This window comes from Pseudoalteromonas espejiana DSM 9414 (genome assembly GCF_002221525.1).
GTDB lineage: Bacteria > Pseudomonadota > Gammaproteobacteria > Enterobacterales > Alteromonadaceae > Pseudoalteromonas > Pseudoalteromonas espejiana.
Window position 1 is genome coordinate 1,097,038 of record NZ_CP011028.1, and the last position, 20,091, is coordinate 1,117,128.

Here is a 20,091-nt window from a genome sequence, read left to right on the forward strand (position 1 = left end):
TAAGGAGTGAGGATGAGCTTAAACGCAGTATTATTTGATATGGATGGCACATTAGTTGATTCAGAAAGCATGCATTTTGTGTGTTGGAGCCAGCTGTTAGACCCTTTTGGGGTGAGTTATAACGAAGTAGAGTTTTGCCAGCGATTTTCAGGGCGACCAACGCTTGAGGCCGCTATTGATATTAAAAATGAAAACAACTTATCAGTAAGTGCACAGTTTTTGGCAGACGAAAAGTACCGTTTATTTGGTGAATACGTAAAAACTAATTTACCTGCAGTAATGCCTTTTGCAGAGCAAACATTGAAAGCCGTTAAAAAAAGCGGTTTAAAAATGGCATTGGTTACAGGCAGTGCGCGCAGCGAAGCTATGCCTATATTAAATGGGCTGGGCTTTTATGCGCTATTTGATACTGTGGTTACTAAAGATGATGTAACTAACCCAAAGCCAGCAGGGGATCCTTACCTTTTAGCGCTTAAACATATTGATGTAGCGCCAGAACATGCGATTGCTGTTGAAGATACCTTTACCGGTGTATGTGCTGCAAATAATGCACACCTTCATGTTGTTGCGATTGCAAATCACCATACGGTTGATCATGACTTTAGCAAAGCGACTTATCGCATGGAAAATTTAGGTGAGTTTTGGCAGTGGGTGCAAACTCAACTATAGTTTAAGCCTAATTTACTTTGCAGGGATGCAGTAATGGCTTTTATAAAGTGCCTTTTAATTTTATTAAGTGTCGTGTTTACACACGCTATTTATGCGGTGCAGCCAGATGTACTTTTAGCAAAAGTATATGACGAGTCTAAACATGGCAATATTGAAGATTACTTAGTCAGTGAAAAGTTTGACGGTGTAAGAGCAATATGGACTGGCGATAAACTAATTACTCGTAAAGGGAATGCCATAAATGCGCCAGCATGGTTTACAACACCGCTTCCGCCAATATGGCTTGATGGAGAGCTGTGGATAGCACGAAATAAATTTGCACTAGTCAGCGGTATCGTAAGAACCAAAATACCTAATAACCACGACTGGCAGAGCGTTGTGTATCAAGTATTTGATATGCCAGATCCTACCCTTCCTTTTAGCGCTCGTTATAAAAGCTATACTGATTTAGTCGCAGGCCTAAATACAGCGCACATTAAAGCTGTTAAACAGCATCGTTTTGAAAATACTCAGTTATTAACTCATTATTTTAAAGACATAACAAAGCAAGGTGCTGAAGGGGTTATGTTGCACCTTGCAAGCGCTGTTCATAAAAGTGGGCGGAATAATACGCTACTAAAATTAAAGCCCTATTTAGACGCAGAAGCCCTTGTAATAGAGCACCTACCAGGTAAAGGTAAATACACAGGTATGTTAGGTGCGTTAAAAGTAAAAACAGCGAGTGGCCAAACATTTAAAATAGGCACCGGTTTTAGTGATGCTCAACGCCAAACCCCTCCGGCTATAGGCAGTACGATAACGTACCGCTACCATGGCCTAACAAAAAATGGTTTGCCACGTTTTGCCAGCTTTTTAAGAGTAAGGGAGCCTTTATAACATTTATAATTTTGGCAAAGTATGCTAAATTGCGCGGCCTTTTTGGTTATGTGTGGTGAAGTATGTTTGCAGGTTTTGATTACGGTAGTTCTAATTGCGCAATGGGTATTATGGACGAAGGACAGGTTCAATTAGTACCACTTGAGCAAGGAAAACATTACTTACCCTCTACGCTATACACACACCATAGTGCTTTAGTTGTTGATTTTGTTGCCAAGCATTTACATGGCACAGCTCATGAGCACGACTTTTTAACACAGCGCAAAGCATTATTAAATACACTTCCTCGTATTAAATCTGATCTTGATTTACAGCCTTCGGATGAAACGCTTTTTATTGGCCGTGAAGCCATTAGCGAATATGTACAGTTTCCTGAAGAAGGTTACTTTGTTAAATCACCTAAATCGTTTTTTGGTGCGACTGGTTTAAAGCAAGGTCAAATCAACTTTTTTGAAGATATTGCGACCGCAATGATTTTAAAAATAAAACAGCGAGCGGAGTTATCTCTTAATAAAGCACTTACCCAAACCGTGATTGGCCGCCCAGTAAACTTTCAGGCTGTTGGCGGTGAAGAGTCAAACCAGCAAGCTGTAGGTATTTTAGAGCGTGCAGCTAAACGTGCAGGCTTCAAAGATGTGGAATTTTTATATGAGCCACTTGCTGCGGGTATTGATTATGAAAGTAGCTTGGTGGACGACCAAAAAGTATTGGTTATAGATATTGGCGGTGGTACTAGCGATTGCTCGTTTGTACAAATGGGGCCAAGCTTTAGAGGTAACAGTGAGCGCGATAACGATTTTTTAGCACACAGTGGTAAACGCGTTGGCGGAAACGATTTAGATATAGCACTGAGCTTTCATGGTTTAATGCCATTACTTGGTTTAGGCAGTACCTTTAAGTCGGGTTTACCGCTACCGAATCAGCCATTTTGGCAAGCGTGTAAAATTAATGATGTAAATTTACAAAGCCAATTTTACAGTGAAAGCCATTACCGTGAGCTAAGCGCTCAACTGCGTGATGTAAGTGCGCCAGCACTTTATAAACGTTTAATGCATTTACAACAAAACAAGCAGGGGCATCAACTTGTACAGCAAGGTGAGGCTGCCAAAATTGCGCTTTCATCAGCAAGCAGTTTTGATTGTGATTTAAGTTTTTTAGATAATGACCTTAGCAAAAACTTATCAGTAAGTGATTTAGCATTGGCAGTGCAAAGCAGTATTGATCAAATAGTTACACTGGCGAAGCAAGCAATTAATGATGCAGCAACAACGCCAGATGTTATTTATTTAACAGGGGGGAGTGCGCAGTCACCTCTTATAAAAGCTGCGTTAAGTGAGCATTTAGGTGATATAAAAATGCTTAACGGCGATCACTTTGGTAGTGTAACTGCTGGCCTAACAAAATGGGCCAGCATGCTTTATAAGTAACTTAAAAAATAGTTAAAGACTGATTTGTCGGGTTGCGAGGTATTTTTCGTAATCTGGCAAAGTACGTTCAAGTTCGGTATCCATAAGTGGAGAGCTTAATAACATATCGGCACTTACTTCATTACAGGCAACAGGAATATTCCACACCGCAGCTAAGCGCAGCAATGCTTTTACATCTGGGTCATGCGGCTGCGATGCTAGCGGATCCCAAAAAAAGACCAATACGTGAATTTCGTGTTCAGCAATTTTAGCACCTAGTTGTTGGTCGCCACCCATTGGGCCGCTCAGCAATTGGATTACTTCAAGCCCTGTGGTTTTTTCAATTAAATGCCCCGTAGTACCTGTGCCATAAAGCGTGTGCTTGCTAAGTGCATTTTTGTGCTTTTCGCACCATAGTTTTAAGGCGGCTTTTTTTCCATCGTGGGCAACTAAAGCAATGTTTTTATTTGCGGGTAGCGATTGTTTTTTTTGTTCCATGCTGCATCTTATTTAGTTAAGTCATACCAATTTATTGTAATTAGTATAATAAATTTATGGCAAGCGCAATAAATACCACGCCAGTTACTCTGTCTATCCAAAGTTGGCTATTAGGGTGCTTTTTGAAAAACTGCGCTATTTTATCGCCAAAATAAATATACGTGCAGTCAATAGGGAAAGCAAAAATAGGGTAGAGTAAACCAAAAAAAGCTAATTGAAATGTTGCTGATGATAGGCTCGGATCTACAAACTGAGGAATAAAAGCAATAAAAAATAACGCCACTTTAGGGTTTAAAACTTCAGTCATCATAGCCTGAAACATAACATTAGACTTTTTACTGGTACTAACGTGCGGTTTCTCTTCGCTTGTACAATCAGTGGTTGTTAAAGCGCCCGTAAAGGTGCTTTTAATCATCATTATACCTAAATAACATAAATAGGCAGCGCCAACATACTGCACCGCGCTATACGCGGTAGGAGAGGCTTTAAGCACGGCGCTTAAACCAATTACTGCAAAAAAGGTATGAACTACTCCACCAAGTGCAAAGCCTAATGCGCTTTGCATACCTGCCGCTCTTCCATTGGCAAAAGTTTGCGCCATTAAAAACGCATTTGATGGTCCAGGCGCTACGGCCATTAAAAAACTAGCCAATAAAAATGAAGCTAAAAAATCTGGGTTAATCATGAATTAGCCGGATGTAATATATGGCCTTTTTTGCTCATTAAAATGAGCCACAATGGCGCAAGTATTAATAAGTGAAAGGCAATTAGCCACGGTGTACTTAACCCTAAATACTGAGTTAAAAACACTAAAACACTTGCTCCGCTCATTTGCATAGCACCAATTAGTGCAGAGGCTGTACCTGCCTGTTTTGGAAAACGTGACAACGCCATACCAGCAGCAGAACCTAAACTTAACGCAAAACCAAGCGCAGCAATTAATATAGGTAACATAAGTGCAAGCGCGCTTTGTATATGGCTAAGTGCAAGCATTAATACACCAGAAAATACCAGTATGCTTACACCTACACGCAAGGCCTTTTGGCTATTACGTTTAATGTATATAGGAGTAATAAAACTGGCGACGATGCTTAGCACGGCATTAAGCGTAAACCAAAAGGTAAAGTCGGCCACAGTACCGCCTAAGTGGGTGATAATCCAACCAGGCGCTAATGTGACATAAACCAAAATAGCCGACATAGCGACCATGCATAATAAGCTGTTAAATAAAAATATTGGCGTTTTTAGAATTGGCGTAAAGCGGCGCAAATCTAGAATATGGCCTTGGTAATGGCTATCGGCAGGGCGGGTTTCTCTAAATAAAAACAAAGTTATAACTAACCCAACCAGTGCAAAGCCCGTTAAAAATAAAAAGTTCATTCGCCAGCCAAACTGCACGGTTAACCAAGCGCCTAAAATAGGTGCAAGCGCAGGGATAAAACACACTATACCATTTAAATAGGTGATCATTTGCCCGCTTCGTTGTGCACCATATTTATCGCGCACAATGGCAAAAGCAACCACAAACGTGGCACAGGCACCTAAGCCTTGTAGTGCCCGAGCAATCATGAGCACTTCAAAAGAGGGGGCAAAGTAAGCTAATAATGCAGACCCCGCATAAAGGCTAACACCTACAACAGCTACTGGTTTTCGGCCAAACTTATCGGCAAGCGGCCCAGCAATGAGTTGCCCTAAACCTACGGTAAGCATAAAAATTGCGACCGTTTGCTGAACCTGTTGCTCAGTTACGTTAAATTGTTCTGCAATAGTTGGAAAAGCAGGAAGATAAATATCAATTGCCATTGGGCAAAATATAACGAGTAACGCTAAGATGAGTAATAAAATTAAGTTAGGTTTAGCGGGCTGTGTTTGCATTAGGTCTCCTTTTGCTGGCTATTTTAGGTGCCCGCTTATAAAAAAGAAAGGACTTAAGGGCTGGCTATGCACCATTGTGATAAATATTTAATGACATTAGGGTTAACAGAGCCGCGAATTGCGCTTTTTTTAACTGGTCTGATGTGTTAATTTGAGATCATAAACACAAGATGGAACATAACAATGAGTAATAAATCCGCACTTTTAAAAACGTGGCTAAAATTTAAGAGCCTACCATTTGGTAATTGGTTATTTAGTAAAGCGGTGTGCTTTAAAGCGCCTTACTTTGGCTCAATGAAACCCTATGTACTGGATTTACGAGAAGGCCACTGTAGCGCTGTAGTAAAAAACCGCCGTAGTGTGCATAACCACATAGGCACTATTCATGCTATTGCACAGTGTAATCTAGCAGAGCTTTGTGCGGGTGTGATGGTTGATGCAACTGTACCTGTAAAAACCCATCGTTGGATCCCAAAGGGCATGACGGTGCAATATTTGGCAAAAGTAGATACTGATGTAACAGCTATTGCTGAAATTGATTTGCCTCATCAGTGGGTAGATAAGGAAGATTTGGTTGTGCCAGTTAAGCTTTATAATACCCGCAATGAGCTAGTGTTCACTGCAGATATCACAATGTATATTACTGAGAAAAAGTAAGGTTAATTTGTTTTATCAGCGGCTTGTTTATTTACAAACGACAAGTCGCTATCAGAATCATCTAAAAGCGCTTTTACTTCTTTGGCAGGTTTTAACTCTTCGCTAATAAGCTCCGCTTCTTCTTTTTCAAAACGCTGTTTTAAACTGCCTTCAATAATAGCACCAGCATCAATACTTAGGGTATCGTGGAATACATCTCCGTGCACATGTGCACTGCTTTGTATTGTTACTTCGCTGGCGTTTAGCGAACCAATAATTTTTCCTTTCACCACCACGCTTTTAGCTTCAACTACGCCTTCAACAATACCAGAAGAGCCAATAACTAAATGCTCCGCTTTTATATCGCCATCAATGCGCCCATCTAGCTGTACTTCGCCTTGGCTTGTAAGAGTGCCTGTTAGGCGTACATCTTCAGAAATAATAGACGGTGTATGGTTTACTTTTTTTAAAGTAGTTTGATTACTTGTTTGCTTTTTTTTACCGAACACGAGAAAGCGCCTTTGTTATTTTTAGAGGATTGACATGTTTGCCATCGAGTAACACTTCATAGTGTAAGTGGGTACTTGTACTTCTGCCAGTACTGCCCATTAAACCAATTACGTCGTTTTTTGCTATTGCTTGGCCTTTTTTAACTTTTATTTTGTTTAAGTGGCCAAAGCGGGTAACTAAGCCATTTTTGTGCTCAAGCTCTATAAAGTTACCATAGCCACCATTTCTACCAGCGCGAAGTACAACAGCATCGGCAGGGGCAAATATTTCGGTTTTATGCCAACCTGCTAAATCAACACCTTTGTGAAAAGCACGGCGGTTATTCATTGGGTCTTTACGCAAGCCAAAATTGCTAGAAATATAATATTTAGCGGCGGGTAGGGGGAGTGAGTTTGGCAGCTCAGTTAAAAAGCTTTCAAGGTTATTAAGCACTAAAAGCTTATCGGCAATAGCTAAAAATTGACTCGGGATTTTTGTTTCATCAAATACGTCTAATGGGCCACCTTGTGCGGCTGTTTGCGTGCCTAGTGCTAGGTGCTGCTCTAATGCCGACTCAAGTCCTGCACCTTTAAGCATGGCTAAAATAGCATTATGGCGCACATTGATTTGCTCATCTATAAGAGCAAAATTTTGCTCGTAAAACTTATTTAAACGCTCATAGCGAGCAGCAAATGTGGTTGGGGTAATTAATGCAGCGTGTTTATTTTTTGGGTTTTCATCAACAAGTGGCTCATGAAACTCGCCTTTGTCTTCATTAATTGGTGAATCAAGTTGCTCTTCAAGCTTTATAGTGTCTTTGCTGATTGAAGCCGGTAGTGACTCTATCATGCCTTGAAGTAACGCTTGCTTTTGCTCAAGTACAGCAAGTTGCTCTAATTGCTTTGCGTGAAGCGCTTTTTGCTGCGAAACTTGTTTTTGCCATACATGTTGTTTATCAATTTGGCTTTGTTCTATGTCGGTAATTTTATTAGTTTGGCTATATACGCGAAAACTAGAAATACCCACCCAAGTAATAGTGGCTAAAACAAGCAGTACTACGCTAACCTGAAACCAAGGCGCCAAAATAACATGCTTAACTTCACCATTTTGGCGTATAAGCAGCTGACGGGCTGGGAAAAATTTTTGATAAAAAGACTTAATAAATACTGACATGGCACATAAACACTCGCTATTAACCGGATTAATGTATCAATTTCAGTTTAAAAAGCCAGAAAAAATTTGTAACTGTTCAAAAATTAATAAAAAAGGGCTGCTATTTATAGCAACCCTTATTTAAATTAGTTGGCGCTTAGCCAGCTTGCTGCTCGTCTGTGTCTTTAATGGGCGCTACGTTATCGGCTTTTTTAGCCTTAGCAGGCGCTTTTGCAGTGGGCTCTTTTGCCCCTTTTAGTACTGCCATGAAATCATCTTTACTTTTTGCAATTTCAAGTGCTAATGATTCAACTTGTTGTTCGCTCAATGGTACATCTACTTTTTCCAGCATTACCTCAAGCGATTCTGCTATATCGAGCATTTTGTCATAGGCATCCGCTTCTTTTTTAGTAGTAAACGTCATTCGCTCAACTCCGTTTCGTTCTACAACATATTTAACAACAACAGCCATGATCTCTCCTGCTTGATTGCGTGGTAATGTGGTTACTAACCCGTAGGTTACTGTTTTTATATACAGTAAAGGTTTGAGCTTTAATTTGCAAGTAATTAGCGCTACTTTTTAGCTTGTCTTAAATTTGACAAAAAAGCGTAACTTTACTTTAGTTAAGCAATCACTAGTAGTACCAGCTGCATTTTAGGATTTCGGAGTTAAGTGATAATGCACTTGGGAATAATTTAAGTGATTTTGGCTGTTCCTTATTTATAAATATTTCCTAAGTAAAACTCAAATAAGAAATGTTTTAGTACCAAATTGTTAATTGGTTAACAGGCTTTGGTATAAACAACAATAAGGAAAAACCAAATGAAAACTTTACTATCTCTACTTATTATTAGCTTTTTAAGCTTTAGTGCTTTTACTCACGCTAACCCACCTCTTGAAAAGCCATCTGTAGAAATGCCACAAGCACCAACAATAAGTATTAATGATGCTGATACCGATATGCTCGCAAAACTACCAGGCATTGGTAAGAAAAAAGCCCAAGCAATTGTTGATTACAGAACTAATAATGGTGATTTTACTGATGTGAGTGATTTAGCAAATGTAAAAGGCATAGGAGAAAAGTTAGTGGCAAAACTAGCAGACAAAGTATCTTTATAAAATGCAGGGCGCTACGCGCCCTGTGAATATTGTTTAATTGCCTCAGGCAAATACTTTTTAGCAAAGTTTATTTCAATAGGTGTTGTTAAAAGCGGATAGCAAAGGCCGCCAATGATTAAAAAGGGAATTAACGTCCACCCTGTAAAAACAGTGAATATTAAAAATAAAGGACTAAGCAGTAAAAGCTTTATTATTCGTAATAACACGCGATCGGTAGGGGGTAACATACTTAACGCAATGGCTATTACAGCTTGTCTTTGCCTAACCTTTAAGTGCTTAAGTTCTGGTAGTTGGCTAGTAAAAAATGTAAACATACTAAATAGACTTTTTAATTAATAAACGCGTAGTTACTATTACAAACAATGTAACAGTAAATAAAGCAAAAATTATCTCCATCCATGCAGGCATACTTAAACCGACGAACTGCCAATCAATATTGCCACAATCACCCGTTGCTTGAAAAAAGCTTGGGACCCACTCATGAAGAGGCATAAAAGCAGGGAAGTTAGGTTCAAACTCGCAACTAAAAGCAAATGGGTCTGTGGTTGTTTGCATATCAATATGTTCGCGGGCAATTAGGTAACCCCAAACACTGGATACTCCCCACACTAAATAAGCAACAGGGCGTGCAATTTTACTTTGCGGTTTTGCAGCGCCAATCACACCTGCGCCTAATAAACCTAATACGGCTGTGCGTTGATAAATACACATAATGCACGGCGCTAGGCCCATTTGGTATTGAAAAAACAGTGCGGTAACTTCTAATAAAAACACAATGCCAGTAAATAATAGCCATGGCGTACGTTGAGTAGGAAGGTGTGCTAGCCAGTTCATAAAAAATCCGCATTTAAATAAGACGTTAAATTATGTACTAGGATAAAGTAAGCGGCAACAAAAAGGAAAAAAAAGCTACCGAAGTCACTTTTTTCGAGTCGAAACTAATGAGTATTAATGCTCAAACATGGTGATGCCCAAAGGGGGAGGTATTAGTTTCTGCGTGTGTCATTAAGTAAAAGTACAAGAATAGTGTGTTTGTAATATCAAGTTTAGCTACTTATATCGTTTTGATTGTTATGTATACAATGAATGCACGCAATACTGATGTACCTAACATGAATGTTACGTGGTTTTGCTGTAATTGAGCGCCTTAAATTTAAATATTTATGAAAGTTATATTTATAGGTATGCGTTGTTACTAATATCAACGAGTTTACTTGTTAGTTGAGTTTCATCTGGTACAATCTGTCAGTTGTTCGTATAAAACGATGAGTTGTGATTAATTCGAGTGGGAATTGAATGAGAATTTTTAAAGCTAAAAGCCCAGCAGGATTTGCTGAAGAGTATATAGTTGAATCTATCTGGAATGGCGACTTCCCTCCAGGTTCAATCCTACCTGCCGAGCGTGAGCTTTCTGAGTTAATTGGTGTAACCAGAACAACCTTACGTGAAGTGCTACAACGTTTAGCACGCGACGGCTGGTTAACTATTCAACATGGCAAACCGACAAGAGTAAATAACTTTTGGGAAACATCGGGTTTAAATATACTTGAAACCCTTGCTCGCCTTGATGAAGACAAAATGCCAGAGCTTACTGATCAGCTATTATCTGCACGCACTAACATTAGTGCTATTTACACACGTGCGGCAATAAAGCTAAACCCAGAACGTGTTATTGAAATTTTAGCGCAAAGCGATGAACTAGAAGACACAGCTCAAGCATTCGCTGATTACGATTATAAAGTACACCACGAGCTAGCCGTGGCGGGTAACAACCGTATTTACGTTCTAATTCTTAATGGATTTAGAGGTTTTTACTTTAAAATTGGTTGCCATTACTTCTCTGATGCGGGCACTCGCCAATTAGCGCGTCAATTTTATAAAGATTTAACCGTACTTGCACAAAACAGAGAGCACGATGGTGCTATTTCAATGATGCGTAAGTTCGGTCACCAAACCGGTGAAATTTGGCAAAACATTAAAGGCGATATGCCTTCAGATATAATGGACTAGCCATTAATAAAAACCTGCATTTGCAGGTTTTTTTGTGCCGGTAATAAACATTTAATATCTATTCGGTATTTTCGATTACTCACATCGCTAAATACGATTGTTCTTTTTAATGTAATAAATTTAAAATGCCACGTAATTATGTGTTGGCGCTATTGTTTTTTAGTTTTTAGCGCCCATATAAGTATCAGCGTTGCGAAAGCAATCGACAACAAACTCAAAATATTTGGAGAATAAAATGGGTGTATTAGTAGGCCGCCAGGCACCAGACTTTACCGCTGCAGCAGTACTAGGTAATGGTGAAATTGTAGATAGCTATAACCTTCATGAAACAATTAAAGGTAAAAAAGCAGTAATCTTCTTTTACCCACTAGATTTCACGTTTGTATGTCCTTCTGAACTTATCGCATTTGATAAGCGTTACGAAGAATTCCAAAAGCGTGGCGTAGAAGTAATTGGTGTTTCTATCGATTCACAATTCTCACATAACGCATGGCGTAACACTGCTGTAGCAGATGGCGGTATTGGTAAAGTACAATACGCACTAGTTGCAGACGTTAAGCACGAAATCTGTAAAGCATACGACGTTGAGCACCCAGAAGCTGGCGTGGCATTTCGTGGTTCTTTCCTAATCGATGAAGAAGGTAACGTACGTCACCAAGTAGTGAACGACTTACCACTTGGTCGTAACATCGACGAAATGATCCGTATGGTTGACGCACTAGCTTTTCACAGCGAAAACGGTGAAGTGTGTCCTGCTGGTTGGGAAGAAGGTAAAAAAGGTATGGACGCAAGCCCTGAAGGTGTTGCTAAATTCCTATCTGAAAACGAAGGCGAGCTATAATTTAGCCCTACGTTTTTAATAAAAAAAACCGCCAATTGGCGGTTTTTTTTGTTTTTATCATAGCCCATCCTAAAACGGGCCTTGGTTAATTAAAACGAGAAGGTTACTTTTGTGTAAAAGTAACGACCACGTGGGTTATGTACACCCGATGCATAGCCGTAAAGGTCAGCATCGCCATCACCAATGGCAAATGGTGGCTCTTCGTCAAATAAGTTATTTACACCAAGCGATACTTTAGTTGCCTCACTTACACGGTAAGATGTTTGTAAATCTACCAGTGCTTGCGAATCAACCATACGTGATGTATTGCTATCAAAGTCTAAGTTACCGTCAAAATCAATATCTGGTGTATCTTCAAACTCACCTACATAGCTTATATTTACATTGGTATTAAATTGGCCAATTTCCCAGTTAGTAGAGAAAATCCAGCGGTGCTCCGGGTAACCATATTCACCTGTGTAATCACGGCCATCTTTTTCAAACTTATCTTGATAAGCCCATTCTAGGTTAAATTTAAGCAAACCTAGGTCATCAAGTGAATGATTGTAGTTTGCTGATAAATCAATACCCGATACCTCTTGCGAAGATACGTTTTCAAATGTGCTAAATACTTTTTGAATTGTGCCTAAGCTGTCGCTACCAGAAGGTGCTAAACGAACACACACTGTGCTGCTTTGGTTGTTACACTCAGAGTTATAAATTGGGCCAAACTCTTGCTCATCAATTTTATTATCTTGCGTGATACTCCACACATCTACACTTAAGCCAAACTCAGCAGTAGGTGCCCAAATAAAACCAACATTCCACGATTCTGACTCTTCAGCTTCTAAATCTGGATTACCTGCAAATTCAATATTGTAATCAAGTGCATCACAATCAAGACCAGTGGCTTCACAGCGATATGTATCTACAAAAAATTGGCTCTCTTGAGACGGACCTAAACCTACTTGCGCAAGCGATGGTGCTCTAAAGCCTTGCGCCCACGAACCACGCACCGTAATTTCATCGGTTGGTGCCCAGCGTAAAGCCACTTTAGGGTTCGTTGTATTACCAAAGTCGCTGTAGTCATCGTAGCGACCCGCTAATTGAAGCTCTAGGTTTTCAGCAAGTGGAATTGAAAATTCTACGTAAGCCGCATATTGCTCACGATCAGCTGCAGCTGATACTGACTCAGTACCAAAAATTAGACCACGTTGGAATTGATCGTCCGGTGTATCTGTTACATCTTCTTCGCGGTATTCAATACCAGCGGCCATCATTACAACGTCATCGCCAAAGTTAAATGCTTCACCAGAGATGTTAGCGTCAAATGAGGTCATATGTGACTCACCACGACGTACAAGGCTTGTGGTAATTCTGTCAATTACTTCTGGGTCATTATAAGTGCCACCAAATGGGTTGTAATTGCCCGCATCAATTTCTTGTTGTAAGAAGTCGGTACGCACCCAGCCTTGTGTTCTATCACCTGTTTGCATTGATTTACTACGGCCTTTTTGAACCGCAGCTTCCCAGCTCCACTCACTAATTTCGCCTCTAAGACCAGCTACAAAACGAAGCGTATCTGATTCTATATCCCATTGGCGAGCGCCGGCATCAACCGTACGGTAACGGCCAATTTCAATATCTTGACCGAATGGGTTATTTGGATGACTTCCTGGTACTGTTAAACCCGCATCTTCATCTAATGGAGTAGGGGCACCGGCGGCAACCGATGTATTATGCTGTACAGCAATTTCTAAAAAGCCGGTAATGCCGTTATCAAAATTGTATTCAAATTGAGAAATAGCACCTACACGTTCAGATTCAGGGGCAATATAGCCAAATGGGCCGTAATCAAATAAACAGCTACCATTTTCAGTTGCGCTATCAGCTGGGCAAGCAGGATCAATAGTTTTTATGCCATCAACGGAAAAATAACCAGGGAAGCCACGTGATGAGCGTAAATCCATGCCGCCATATGGCGATTGGTTAGCCGTTCCTAAGCTGCCCATTTCATCTGAAGAAAGTGAGGTGTTTTTAAAGTAATCAATAATAATTGAAGCACTACTTTTTTCGCTGGTAGTACCCCAAACTAAACTTGCTGTTGTTTCTTCGTAGTTAGGGCCGTCGGTGCCGCCGTAACCTAAGTTTAATTCAACGCCATCAATATCTTTTTTCAAGATAACGTTTACTACACCCGCTACCGCATCTGAGCCATAAATAGCTGATGCGCCATCTTTTAAAATATCAATACGCTCAATAGCCGATACCGGAATGCTATTAATATCGACAAACGAATTAGTAATGCCTTCGGCAAAGGCACTTATTGCTACACGGCGGCCATTAATTAGTACTAACGTAGCATCGGCACCTAAACCACGTAAGCTTACCGCAGCTGATCCATTTGCAGTTGAATCTTGGTTGTTACCACGTGTTGAGAAAGTACCGCTACCTGCTACAGGCATTCTTTCGAGGAGTTGTTGAAGGTTATCGTAACCCATGTTTTCGATATCTGCTCTGCCAATAGATTGTACTGGCGAAGGCCCTTCGATATCTGTGCGTTTAATACGCGAACCTGTTACTTCAATGCGTTCTACTTTTTTTGCTTCTTCAGCAGCATATGCTGTTGTTGTAAAACCTGCTGAAAGTGCGATTGTAGCACCTGCAATAATGCTAGGTGTAAATGCAATTGATTGCTTCATCCTTAAGTCCTTGTTGATATGTTATAAATTTAGTTGCTTAACAAGCGATGACATTAATATCATGTAACTTAAGTGTTGTCAATCAATCCTCTTTGCGATTTTAGTATGAGTTTTTGTATTGTATTGCGTGAAAATTGTTCGGTTATAGAAACAATGAAAAGGGATAGACAAGGCTAAATTACACGCTTTAAGCTATAAATATTGCGTAATAAAATGACCTAGTAATAAAAGAAATTAACAAAATAAATTAAGTGTAATAATTTATTTATTTAGCAGTGGGCTGGTTATTTGTATAAAGGTGAGTTTTAAATGAACAGTTTGTTTTTATTTTGACCGGCCCAAAAAGGGTAAAAAAAACGCCTAACTAAGTTAGGCGCTATGTTTATACTTTGTGTTTCATGAGGCGTTCTTTTTCGCGAGACCAATCTTTATTTTTTCCGTCTTCACGTTTGTCATGCATTTTTTTACCTTTAGCCAAATGAAACTCAAGTTTCACCCAACATTTTTTCCAATACATGGCAGTGGCAACAAGTGAAAAGCCGTCTCGTTCAGTTGCACCAACAAGTCTATCAAGCTCTCTTCGGCTTAATAGTAGCTTACGATAGCGCATAGGATCGCATATAACGTGGGTCGAGGCGCTATTTAAAGGCTGAATTTGACTGCCGAGTAAAAATGCTTCGCCGTTTTTAAGATGAATGTAAGTTTCTGAGATATTTACCTTACCAGCTCGGATACTTTTTACTTCCCAGCCTTGTAGTTCAACACCTGCTTCAAACTTGTCGTGTAAAAAATACTCATGACGCGCTTTTTTGTTTAGCGCGATGGTATTACTATTCGATTTTGATGATTTGTTCTTAGCCATAGTGCCCTATAATATACGTATTGAGAGATGTTTTACATCGATTTTTTATATGTGCCTTTAAAATAATCAGGTGAACTTAAGACCATGAAAATTTGGGGAAACGCGCAAAGCTTGCTAAAATTCGCCCACACAGTTGGGAGTGAGTATGCCACAAATAGAAAAAAGTGCGCTGGTTATGTACAGCACTAAAGAGATGTTTGACCTAGTTAATGATGTAGAAGCGTATCCGCAGTTTTTACCAAATTGTTCAGACTCTAAAATCGTTTCGCAGCATAATAATAACATGACCGCGAGTTTAGAAATATCCAAGGCCGGTATAAAAAAGTGGTTTACCACCGAAAACACCTTTATTGATGAGCAAACAGTTCAGCTTAAGCTTGTTGATGGCCCATTTAAAACCCTTAAGGGGCGTTGGCATTTTCAGGCGCTGGATAAAAAAGCCTGTAAAGTTGAGCTCAAGCTTGAATTTGAGTTTTCAAGCAAGCTTATAGAATTAGCCTTTGGTAAAATTTTTAACGATGTAGCTAAAAACATGGTAAGTGCTTTTACGCAACGTGCAAAAGAAGTGTATGGAGCCCGATTATGATTAAGGTAGAGATTGTATTTGCTTTGCCTACAACGGCAACAACGTTATCGGTTGATGTGCCACAAGGCACAACGGCAGAGCAAGCGGTTATACAATCAGGCATTATTGAAAAATGCCCAGAAATAGACCCAACTGCACTTACTTTAGGGGTGTGGAATAGAACTGTTAAAGCAAACTATGAATTAAAAGATGGCGACAGAATTGAAATTTATCGCCCGCTGATTGCTGACCCTAAAGATGCACGGAGAAAAAGAGCAGAAAAAGCAAAAGAAGAAGGCCGTGCCAATAAAATTACTGGCGGTCGTCCTTTATAAAGCCAGTTAAACAGCCATAAAAAAGGTGAGCATTGCTCACCTTTTTTATGGCTGTTGAGCTAATTATTGCTCAAGAGGTGTATCAAAGTTTTCTGGTTGGTCATAATCACCTGAAACGGCAATAAGTTGCTCGTTTTCAAATTTAATCACCAACTCTTTATGTTGCTCATTACTACGGCCTTTATTAAAGCTGTAAACGTAGCGCCATGTGCTTTTATCAAATGCATCTTCAGCAATTGGGCGCCCTAATACATAAATAACTTGCTCTCGGGTCATGTTTACACGAAGCTTATCTACATCAGATTGCTCTAAAAAGTTACCCTGTGGGATGTTTATTCTGTAAACCCAGCTAGAACAGCCCGCTAATGAGCTAAATGTTAAAGCAACGATAAGCCAAAGAGAAAAAGTTTTTAACGACTGCATTGTTAGTTGTGATCCTTATTTTTTATATTCTGCATGATACCGATTAGTCACTGAAGGTAAAACCCTTTTAAGAAATTGTTTAAGGGTTAAGGTAAAGTTTTGACCACACATACGCAAAAAAGTTTAAGTACGAACGTTAACAAAGCGCTAAAAAAACCATCTACGTGGTATTTATATATAGTGCAAACACGATTAGGGCATTGGTACACCGGTATTACTACAAATGTTGAAAAGCGACTGGCCACTCATCAAGCAGGTAAAGGGGCAAAAAACTTAAAAGGAAAAGGCCCATTGGTACTGGTTCATCAACAAGTAGTGGGCTCAAAAAGTGAAGCCAGTAAATTAGAGTGCCAAATTAAAAAGCTCAATAGAGCAAAAAAAGAGCACTACGTAAAATCTTTTAATCACGACTAAGCCAAGCCGTTGCATTTTTTAATACCGAAAGTTTATTTTTATAACGAGCTTTGTCGTGACTAAATTCAGCTTTTAAACCCGCTAGTTGCATGTGTTTTTTTGCAAGAGTGATATTACCGGTTAAATAATAGGCGCGAGCTAAACCAAAATGACTCTCGTGTAAATGTGAGTCGAGATTGTAAGCCGTTTTAAAATGTTTAAGTGCTAAAGTGTAGTTTTTAAGTGCAAGTTCGCTATTGCCTAATGATACGTGATAATACGGGTTTAAGCGGCGCTTAGTATCTAATTGTTTTAAAATTTGCTGCCCTTTTTGCTGCCTGTCGCTTAGGGTGTAAAGTACAGCTAAATTACCTAATGCGGTATGGTTGTTTTTATCAAGTGCAATAGCGTAATTATAAGCAAGTTCTGCTTCATTCAAATAATTAAGCTGCCTAAATACAATACCTAAATTCCCCCAGCCACCACTAAATGACGGCGCCACTTTAACCGCAGCACTAAAGTAACTAAAAGCTAAGTTGTATTGCTTGTTTACCAAAGCGAGCGCGCCTTTGTTGTTATAAAACATGGCGGTGACTACTTCTTTACTCAACAAGCTGGTTTTAAAGCGCTGCTTTCTAATGTTGGGGTCAAAATCTATGGTGAGGTATTTATCGCGTTGATAAACCATAGTGGCGGGTATGTTTTGCATTAGTTCGTTATCTATCGATAAATTAATATGCCCAGTTAACAAGTTAACCCCTTTATTTATTGCCCAGTATTCAGGTATGTGCACTTTTTGAAAGCGTGCTTTAATCCCTAAATAGTCGGCCAAACTGTATGCCAAAATTGATAACGACAAGCAATTAGCATTAAGGTTTGCATAAGTTTGTGAGGCAGTGAGTGTTGCACCGCTTTGGTAGGTTAGTGAGCTGTCGCCATTTTTAAGCAAAAAACGCAAAATACTATTCGCCACATAGTGTGCACTGCGTTTACTGGTTAAGTGAGCATCGAGTTGAGATGTTAGGTTTTTATCGAGCTTAAATATAGCTTGCTCGGTTTCTACTTCGATAAGGTTAAATGCGGGAGAATTTGCAAGATAAAGCGGCGGGGGCCCACTAATAGAAGAGCTACATCCACTTAAGTATAAGCAGCAACTAAGTAAAAATGTGTTATAACAAAATATGTTCATAAACCACCTCCAACATATTGCACCTATAAGTGTAGGTGCAATATGTGAAGGTTGCTTATTTAAGTGTTACAAAACGTGTTTAACGTTGTCTTTCAAAGGTAGCAACTAAGTCATCTAGCGTTTGTGCACTATTTGCTAAATCGCGAATGGCCTGTTCGGTGTTTATTTGCTCGCTCATTGCTTGGTCGCTAATTTCACTTATTTGCTCAATGTTGCGTCCTACATCAGCAACTACATTACTTTGTTGCTCTGTTGCAGTGGCAATTAAGGTTGCCATATCGTTTATTTGATTCGCTGTTTCACTGATTGCATCAAGTAGTTCTACAGAGCTTTGCATAGCGCCAACACTTTGCTGTGCTTTTTGCTTTGACTGGCCTATGTCATTAACTACATCGTCAGATATGTTTGTTAATTCCTCAATCATTGATTGAATCTCAGTGGTAGATTGCGACGTACGATTGGCAAGGGCGCGTACTTCATCGGCAACCACTGCAAAGCCTCGTCCATGCTCACCGGCACGCGCAGATTCTATTGCCGCATTTAAAGCTAATAAATTAGTTTGCTCGGAGATCCCACGTATTGAGTCAACAATGCTAGCTATATCGACTGTTTTTTTAGAAAGCAGCGTTACTTGTTCGGTAATACCATCAATATCGGTTGCCAATGCTGAAATGGTGGCCTGGCTTTGCAGTACCTGTTTATGACTTTGGCTGGTATTTTCTTGGCTGCTTTGTGTTAGTTTGGCCGCATTAGCCGCACTTTGCGCTATTTCTTGAACTGTTGCGCCCATTTCATTAATGGCCGCTGCTACCGAAATAGTTTGCTCTTTTTGGTTATCAATGGATTGTGAGTTGTTTTTAGCTTGCTCAAAAACATGATCTGAGCTTTGGCGTATGTCTCTGCTTTCGTTAGCGACTTGCTTAATTGCAATTTCAATTTTATTTATAAATTGATTAAACCCATTACTTAAATTATTAAGTTCGGGTTGATTTGATTCTGGTAAGCGATACGCTAAATTAGCATCACCAGAGCCTAAGCGAGAAAATAGCTCAGCCATGTCAGAAAGCGGTGAAGCCAATGAACGCGCCAGTAGGTAGCTAAGCGCGCTTGCAATTAATGCGATAACAAGCGTAAAAGTAAATATTTGCCACTCGAGCGTACTTACACTGGCAAACACTTCACTTTTAGGTACCTGAGCAAGTACATATAAATCGGTATTTTTTATAGGCATTGCAGCCACAAGTACGGCTTCATTATTTATATTTATTTCTTTTAGGGCAAAATTACGCGTATTAAGTAATTGGGTATGCGTATTGCTGCCATAAAGCGTATCTATATTTGTTTTAGCGACTTTATTTACGTCTTTATGTAATTGGATAAGCCCGCTTTTATCTGCAATAAAAACAAATCCTGTTTGTTCAATTTTAAATTGCTGCAACAGCTTTTGCATATCAGTAATGCTTTTTGCAAGGCCAGCTAAACCCAAGCCATTAGTTTGTTGATGATTTACAAACATTTTTACATCAGTAGGCGATTCTTGATAAATACTAATAGAGTAGGGGTTATTAGATTGCGTAAAAGCAAAAAACCACCCATCGGCTGCATCGTTTTTTAAAACACGTAAAAAGCCATGTTGGTTCCAGTATTGGGCCGTATCGCGGTTTGCCCAAGACGCTGTAGCTAAATCAAATTGTGATGCTACGCGGTTCAACTCTTTAAGTAACAGGGTGTCGTCTGGGTTATTAGAACGTGCCCATTGTAAAATAAATTCATTTGATGATAATTGCTGCGCAGCACCTAATAGCTCATTTATTTCGCCGCCAATTTGATTACTAATACTTTGTAATTTACTAGGCAGTTCTGATTCAATCATACGTCGTTCTATAATATCTTCAGAGCTATACAAAGACGTTAAACCAATTAGTGCAGCAACACATATTGCAATTGTACTGCCTAAAATGGTGATTTTTTGCGTGATGGTAAGGTTTTTTATCGTCATATTTATTTACTTTACAACTATATAGACAGCCATGTTAGCACATTATTAATTAAGCGCTAATCATTGCAATAC

23 protein-coding genes are annotated in these 20,091 nt (G+C 39.5%); 10 read left to right on the top strand and 13 right to left on the bottom strand.

What is annotated here, in order from left to right; translation table 11 throughout:
• The first annotated feature begins 12 nt into the window (after positions 1-12).
• The 3 genes from PESP_RS05015 (at position 13) to yegD (ending at position 2,972) form a co-directional block, all read left to right on the top strand.
• Positions 13-669: an HAD family hydrolase gene (locus PESP_RS05015; protein WP_089347051.1), complete on the top strand. Its 657-nt coding sequence runs from the start codon at positions 13-15 to the stop codon at positions 667-669.
• Between the two features lie 33 nt (positions 670-702).
• Positions 703-1,545: a DNA ligase gene (locus tag PESP_RS05020; protein WP_089347052.1), complete on the top strand. Its 843-nt coding sequence runs from the start codon at positions 703-705 to the stop codon at positions 1,543-1,545.
• A gap of 62 nt (positions 1,546-1,607) precedes the next feature.
• Complete coding sequence (gene yegD / locus PESP_RS05025; protein WP_089347053.1) at positions 1,608-2,972, top strand: molecular chaperone; 1,365 nt, start codon at positions 1,608-1,610, stop codon at positions 2,970-2,972.
• 12 nt (positions 2,973-2,984) lie between these two features.
• Here yegD and PESP_RS05030 read toward each other — a convergent pair whose 3' ends face one another.
• Genes PESP_RS05030 through PESP_RS05040 form a run of 3 tightly spaced genes read right to left on the bottom strand, consistent with a single transcriptional unit; the run spans position 2,985 to position 5,324 of the window.
• Positions 2,985-3,449: a methylglyoxal synthase gene (locus PESP_RS05030; protein WP_089347054.1), complete on the bottom strand. Its 465-nt coding sequence runs from the start codon at positions 3,447-3,449 to the stop codon at positions 2,985-2,987.
• A gap of 40 nt (positions 3,450-3,489) precedes the next feature.
• The gene (locus tag PESP_RS05035) at positions 3,490-4,134 is read right to left on the bottom strand and encodes a LysE family translocator (RefSeq protein WP_089347055.1); all 645 of its coding nucleotides are present in this window, start codon (positions 4,132-4,134) and stop codon (positions 3,490-3,492) included.
• Positions 4,131-5,324 carry a multidrug effflux MFS transporter gene (locus tag PESP_RS05040; protein ID WP_089347056.1) on the bottom strand — a complete coding sequence of 398 codons (1,194 nt, stop codon included), beginning with the start codon at positions 5,322-5,324 and terminating at the stop codon, positions 4,131-4,133. Before PESP_RS05040 ends, PESP_RS05035 begins: the two co-directional genes overlap by 4 nt.
• Before the next feature lie 183 nt (positions 5,325-5,507).
• On the opposite strand from PESP_RS05040, the gene PESP_RS05045 reads away from it, so the two are divergent.
• Positions 5,508-5,981, top strand: a complete 474-nt coding sequence (locus PESP_RS05045; protein WP_089347057.1) for a hotdog fold domain-containing protein — start codon at positions 5,508-5,510, stop codon at positions 5,979-5,981.
• Between the two features lie 2 nt (positions 5,982-5,983).
• Here PESP_RS05045 and PESP_RS05050 read toward each other — a convergent pair whose 3' ends face one another.
• The 3 genes from PESP_RS05050 to PESP_RS05060 form a co-directional block, all read right to left on the bottom strand.
• Positions 5,984-6,469: a bactofilin family protein gene (locus PESP_RS05050; protein WP_089347058.1), complete on the bottom strand. Its 486-nt coding sequence runs from the start codon at positions 6,467-6,469 to the stop codon at positions 5,984-5,986.
• A complete protein-coding gene (locus PESP_RS05055; RefSeq protein ID WP_089347059.1) occupies positions 6,459-7,622 on the bottom strand; it encodes a M23 family metallopeptidase in 1,164 nt (387 codons plus the stop codon). The genes PESP_RS05050 and PESP_RS05055 overlap by 11 nt, the downstream gene beginning before the upstream one ends.
• Positions 7,623-7,758: 136 nt before the next feature.
• A complete protein-coding gene (locus PESP_RS05060) occupies positions 7,759-8,073 on the bottom strand; it encodes a YebG family protein (RefSeq protein ID WP_089347060.1) in 315 nt (104 codons plus the stop codon).
• 351 nt (positions 8,074-8,424) lie between these two features.
• Here PESP_RS05060 and PESP_RS05065 point away from each other — a divergent pair, with 351 nt between their 5' ends.
• A complete protein-coding gene (locus PESP_RS05065) occupies positions 8,425-8,721 on the top strand; it encodes a ComEA family DNA-binding protein (RefSeq protein WP_089347061.1) in 297 nt (98 codons plus the stop codon).
• Between the two features lie 11 nt (positions 8,722-8,732).
• Here PESP_RS05065 and PESP_RS20575 read toward each other — a convergent pair whose 3' ends face one another.
• Both PESP_RS20575 and dsbB read right to left on the bottom strand, forming a co-directional pair.
• Positions 8,733-9,035, bottom strand: coding sequence for a DUF6170 family protein (locus PESP_RS20575; RefSeq protein ID WP_089347062.1), 303 nt, complete (start codon positions 9,033-9,035; stop codon positions 8,733-8,735).
• 1 nt (position 9,036) lies between these two features.
• The gene (dsbB, locus tag PESP_RS05075; RefSeq protein ID WP_089347063.1) at positions 9,037-9,555 is read right to left on the bottom strand and encodes a disulfide bond formation protein DsbB; all 519 of its coding nucleotides are present in this window, start codon (positions 9,553-9,555) and stop codon (positions 9,037-9,039) included.
• Between the two features lie 462 nt (positions 9,556-10,017).
• Between dsbB and fadR the strand changes: the two genes are divergently transcribed.
• Both fadR and PESP_RS05085 read left to right on the top strand, forming a co-directional pair.
• Positions 10,018-10,731, top strand: coding sequence for a fatty acid metabolism transcriptional regulator FadR (gene fadR, locus PESP_RS05080; protein WP_089347064.1), 714 nt, complete (start codon positions 10,018-10,020; stop codon positions 10,729-10,731).
• A 235-nt stretch (positions 10,732-10,966) separates the two neighbouring features.
• A complete protein-coding gene (locus tag PESP_RS05085; RefSeq protein WP_004587374.1) occupies positions 10,967-11,572 on the top strand; it encodes a peroxiredoxin in 606 nt (201 codons plus the stop codon).
• 89 nt (positions 11,573-11,661) lie between these two features.
• On the opposite strand, the gene PESP_RS05090 is transcribed toward PESP_RS05085, so the two are convergent.
• Both PESP_RS05090 and smpB read right to left on the bottom strand, forming a co-directional pair.
• Positions 11,662-14,253, bottom strand: a complete 2,592-nt coding sequence (locus PESP_RS05090) for a TonB-dependent receptor (RefSeq protein WP_089347065.1) — start codon at positions 14,251-14,253, stop codon at positions 11,662-11,664.
• 382 nt (positions 14,254-14,635) lie between these two features.
• Positions 14,636-15,115, bottom strand: coding sequence for an SsrA-binding protein SmpB (smpB, locus tag PESP_RS05095; RefSeq protein ID WP_089347066.1), 480 nt, complete (start codon positions 15,113-15,115; stop codon positions 14,636-14,638).
• Positions 15,116-15,260: 145 nt separating this feature from the next.
• On the opposite strand from smpB, the gene PESP_RS05100 reads away from it, so the two are divergent.
• Both PESP_RS05100 and PESP_RS05105 read left to right on the top strand, forming a co-directional pair.
• Complete coding sequence (locus PESP_RS05100; RefSeq protein ID WP_089347067.1) at positions 15,261-15,701, top strand: type II toxin-antitoxin system RatA family toxin; 441 nt, start codon at positions 15,261-15,263, stop codon at positions 15,699-15,701.
• Positions 15,698-16,015 (top strand): RnfH family protein, encoded by a 318-nt coding sequence (locus PESP_RS05105; protein ID WP_089347068.1) that lies wholly within the window; start codon positions 15,698-15,700, stop codon positions 16,013-16,015. The genes PESP_RS05100 and PESP_RS05105 overlap by 4 nt, the downstream gene beginning before the upstream one ends.
• A gap of 63 nt (positions 16,016-16,078) precedes the next feature.
• Here PESP_RS05105 and PESP_RS05110 read toward each other — a convergent pair whose 3' ends face one another.
• Positions 16,079-16,438 (bottom strand): outer membrane protein assembly factor BamE, encoded by a 360-nt coding sequence (locus tag PESP_RS05110; protein ID WP_089347069.1) that lies wholly within the window; start codon positions 16,436-16,438, stop codon positions 16,079-16,081.
• A 99-nt stretch (positions 16,439-16,537) separates the two neighbouring features.
• Between PESP_RS05110 and PESP_RS05115 the strand changes: the two genes are divergently transcribed.
• On the top strand, positions 16,538-16,852 hold the full coding sequence (locus PESP_RS05115) for a GIY-YIG nuclease family protein (RefSeq protein ID WP_089347070.1): 315 nt from the start codon (positions 16,538-16,540) through the stop codon (positions 16,850-16,852).
• Here PESP_RS05115 and PESP_RS05120 read toward each other — a convergent pair.
• Positions 16,839-18,020 carry a tetratricopeptide repeat protein gene (locus PESP_RS05120; protein WP_089347071.1) on the bottom strand — a complete coding sequence of 394 codons (1,182 nt, stop codon included), beginning with the start codon at positions 18,018-18,020 and terminating at the stop codon, positions 16,839-16,841. The two genes, PESP_RS05115 and PESP_RS05120, sit on opposite strands and share 14 nt — an antisense overlap.
• Before the next feature lie 79 nt (positions 18,021-18,099).
• Positions 18,100-20,019 carry a methyl-accepting chemotaxis protein gene (locus PESP_RS05125; RefSeq protein WP_089347072.1) on the bottom strand — a complete coding sequence of 640 codons (1,920 nt, stop codon included), beginning with the start codon at positions 20,017-20,019 and terminating at the stop codon, positions 18,100-18,102.
• Positions 20,020-20,091: the final 72 nt, after the last annotated feature.

What these genes read in the sequence shown, in the direction of transcription:
- PESP_RS05015 (WP_089347051.1), top strand. Translation starts at nt 13, where the DNA reads ATGAGCTTAAACGCAGTATTATTTGATATGGATGGCACATTAGTTGAT.
- PESP_RS05020 (WP_089347052.1), top strand. Translation starts at nt 703, where the DNA reads ATGGCTTTTATAAAGTGCCTTTTAATTTTATTAAGTGTCGTGTTTACA.
- yegD (WP_089347053.1), top strand. Translation starts at nt 1,608, where the DNA reads ATGTTTGCAGGTTTTGATTACGGTAGTTCTAATTGCGCAATGGGTATT.
- PESP_RS05030 (WP_089347054.1), bottom strand. Translation starts at nt 3,449, where the DNA reads ATGGAACAAAAAAAACAATCGCTACCCGCAAATAAAAACATTGCTTTA.
- PESP_RS05035 (WP_089347055.1), bottom strand. Translation starts at nt 4,134, where the DNA reads ATGATTAACCCAGATTTTTTAGCTTCATTTTTATTGGCTAGTTTTTTA.
- PESP_RS05040 (WP_089347056.1), bottom strand. Translation starts at nt 5,324, where the DNA reads ATGCAAACACAGCCCGCTAAACCTAACTTAATTTTATTACTCATCTTA.
- PESP_RS05045 (WP_089347057.1), top strand. Translation starts at nt 5,508, where the DNA reads ATGAGTAATAAATCCGCACTTTTAAAAACGTGGCTAAAATTTAAGAGC.
- PESP_RS05055 (WP_089347059.1), bottom strand. Translation starts at nt 7,622, where the DNA reads ATGTCAGTATTTATTAAGTCTTTTTATCAAAAATTTTTCCCAGCCCGT.
- PESP_RS05060 (WP_089347060.1), bottom strand. Translation starts at nt 8,073, where the DNA reads ATGGCTGTTGTTGTTAAATATGTTGTAGAACGAAACGGAGTTGAGCGA.
- PESP_RS05065 (WP_089347061.1), top strand. Translation starts at nt 8,425, where the DNA reads ATGAAAACTTTACTATCTCTACTTATTATTAGCTTTTTAAGCTTTAGT.
- PESP_RS20575 (WP_089347062.1), bottom strand. Translation starts at nt 9,035, where the DNA reads ATGTTTACATTTTTTACTAGCCAACTACCAGAACTTAAGCACTTAAAG.
- dsbB (WP_089347063.1), bottom strand. Translation starts at nt 9,555, where the DNA reads ATGAACTGGCTAGCACACCTTCCTACTCAACGTACGCCATGGCTATTA.
- fadR (WP_089347064.1), top strand. Translation starts at nt 10,018, where the DNA reads ATGAGAATTTTTAAAGCTAAAAGCCCAGCAGGATTTGCTGAAGAGTAT.
- PESP_RS05085 (WP_004587374.1), top strand. Translation starts at nt 10,967, where the DNA reads ATGGGTGTATTAGTAGGCCGCCAGGCACCAGACTTTACCGCTGCAGCA.
- PESP_RS05090 (WP_089347065.1), bottom strand. Translation starts at nt 14,253, where the DNA reads ATGAAGCAATCAATTGCATTTACACCTAGCATTATTGCAGGTGCTACA.
- smpB (WP_089347066.1), bottom strand. Translation starts at nt 15,115, where the DNA reads ATGGCTAAGAACAAATCATCAAAATCGAATAGTAATACCATCGCGCTA.
- PESP_RS05100 (WP_089347067.1), top strand. Translation starts at nt 15,261, where the DNA reads ATGCCACAAATAGAAAAAAGTGCGCTGGTTATGTACAGCACTAAAGAG.
- PESP_RS05105 (WP_089347068.1), top strand. Translation starts at nt 15,698, where the DNA reads ATGATTAAGGTAGAGATTGTATTTGCTTTGCCTACAACGGCAACAACG.
- PESP_RS05110 (WP_089347069.1), bottom strand. Translation starts at nt 16,438, where the DNA reads ATGCAGTCGTTAAAAACTTTTTCTCTTTGGCTTATCGTTGCTTTAACA.
- PESP_RS05120 (WP_089347071.1), bottom strand. Translation starts at nt 18,020, where the DNA reads ATGAACATATTTTGTTATAACACATTTTTACTTAGTTGCTGCTTATAC.
- PESP_RS05125 (WP_089347072.1), bottom strand. Translation starts at nt 20,019, where the DNA reads ATGACGATAAAAAACCTTACCATCACGCAAAAAATCACCATTTTAGGC.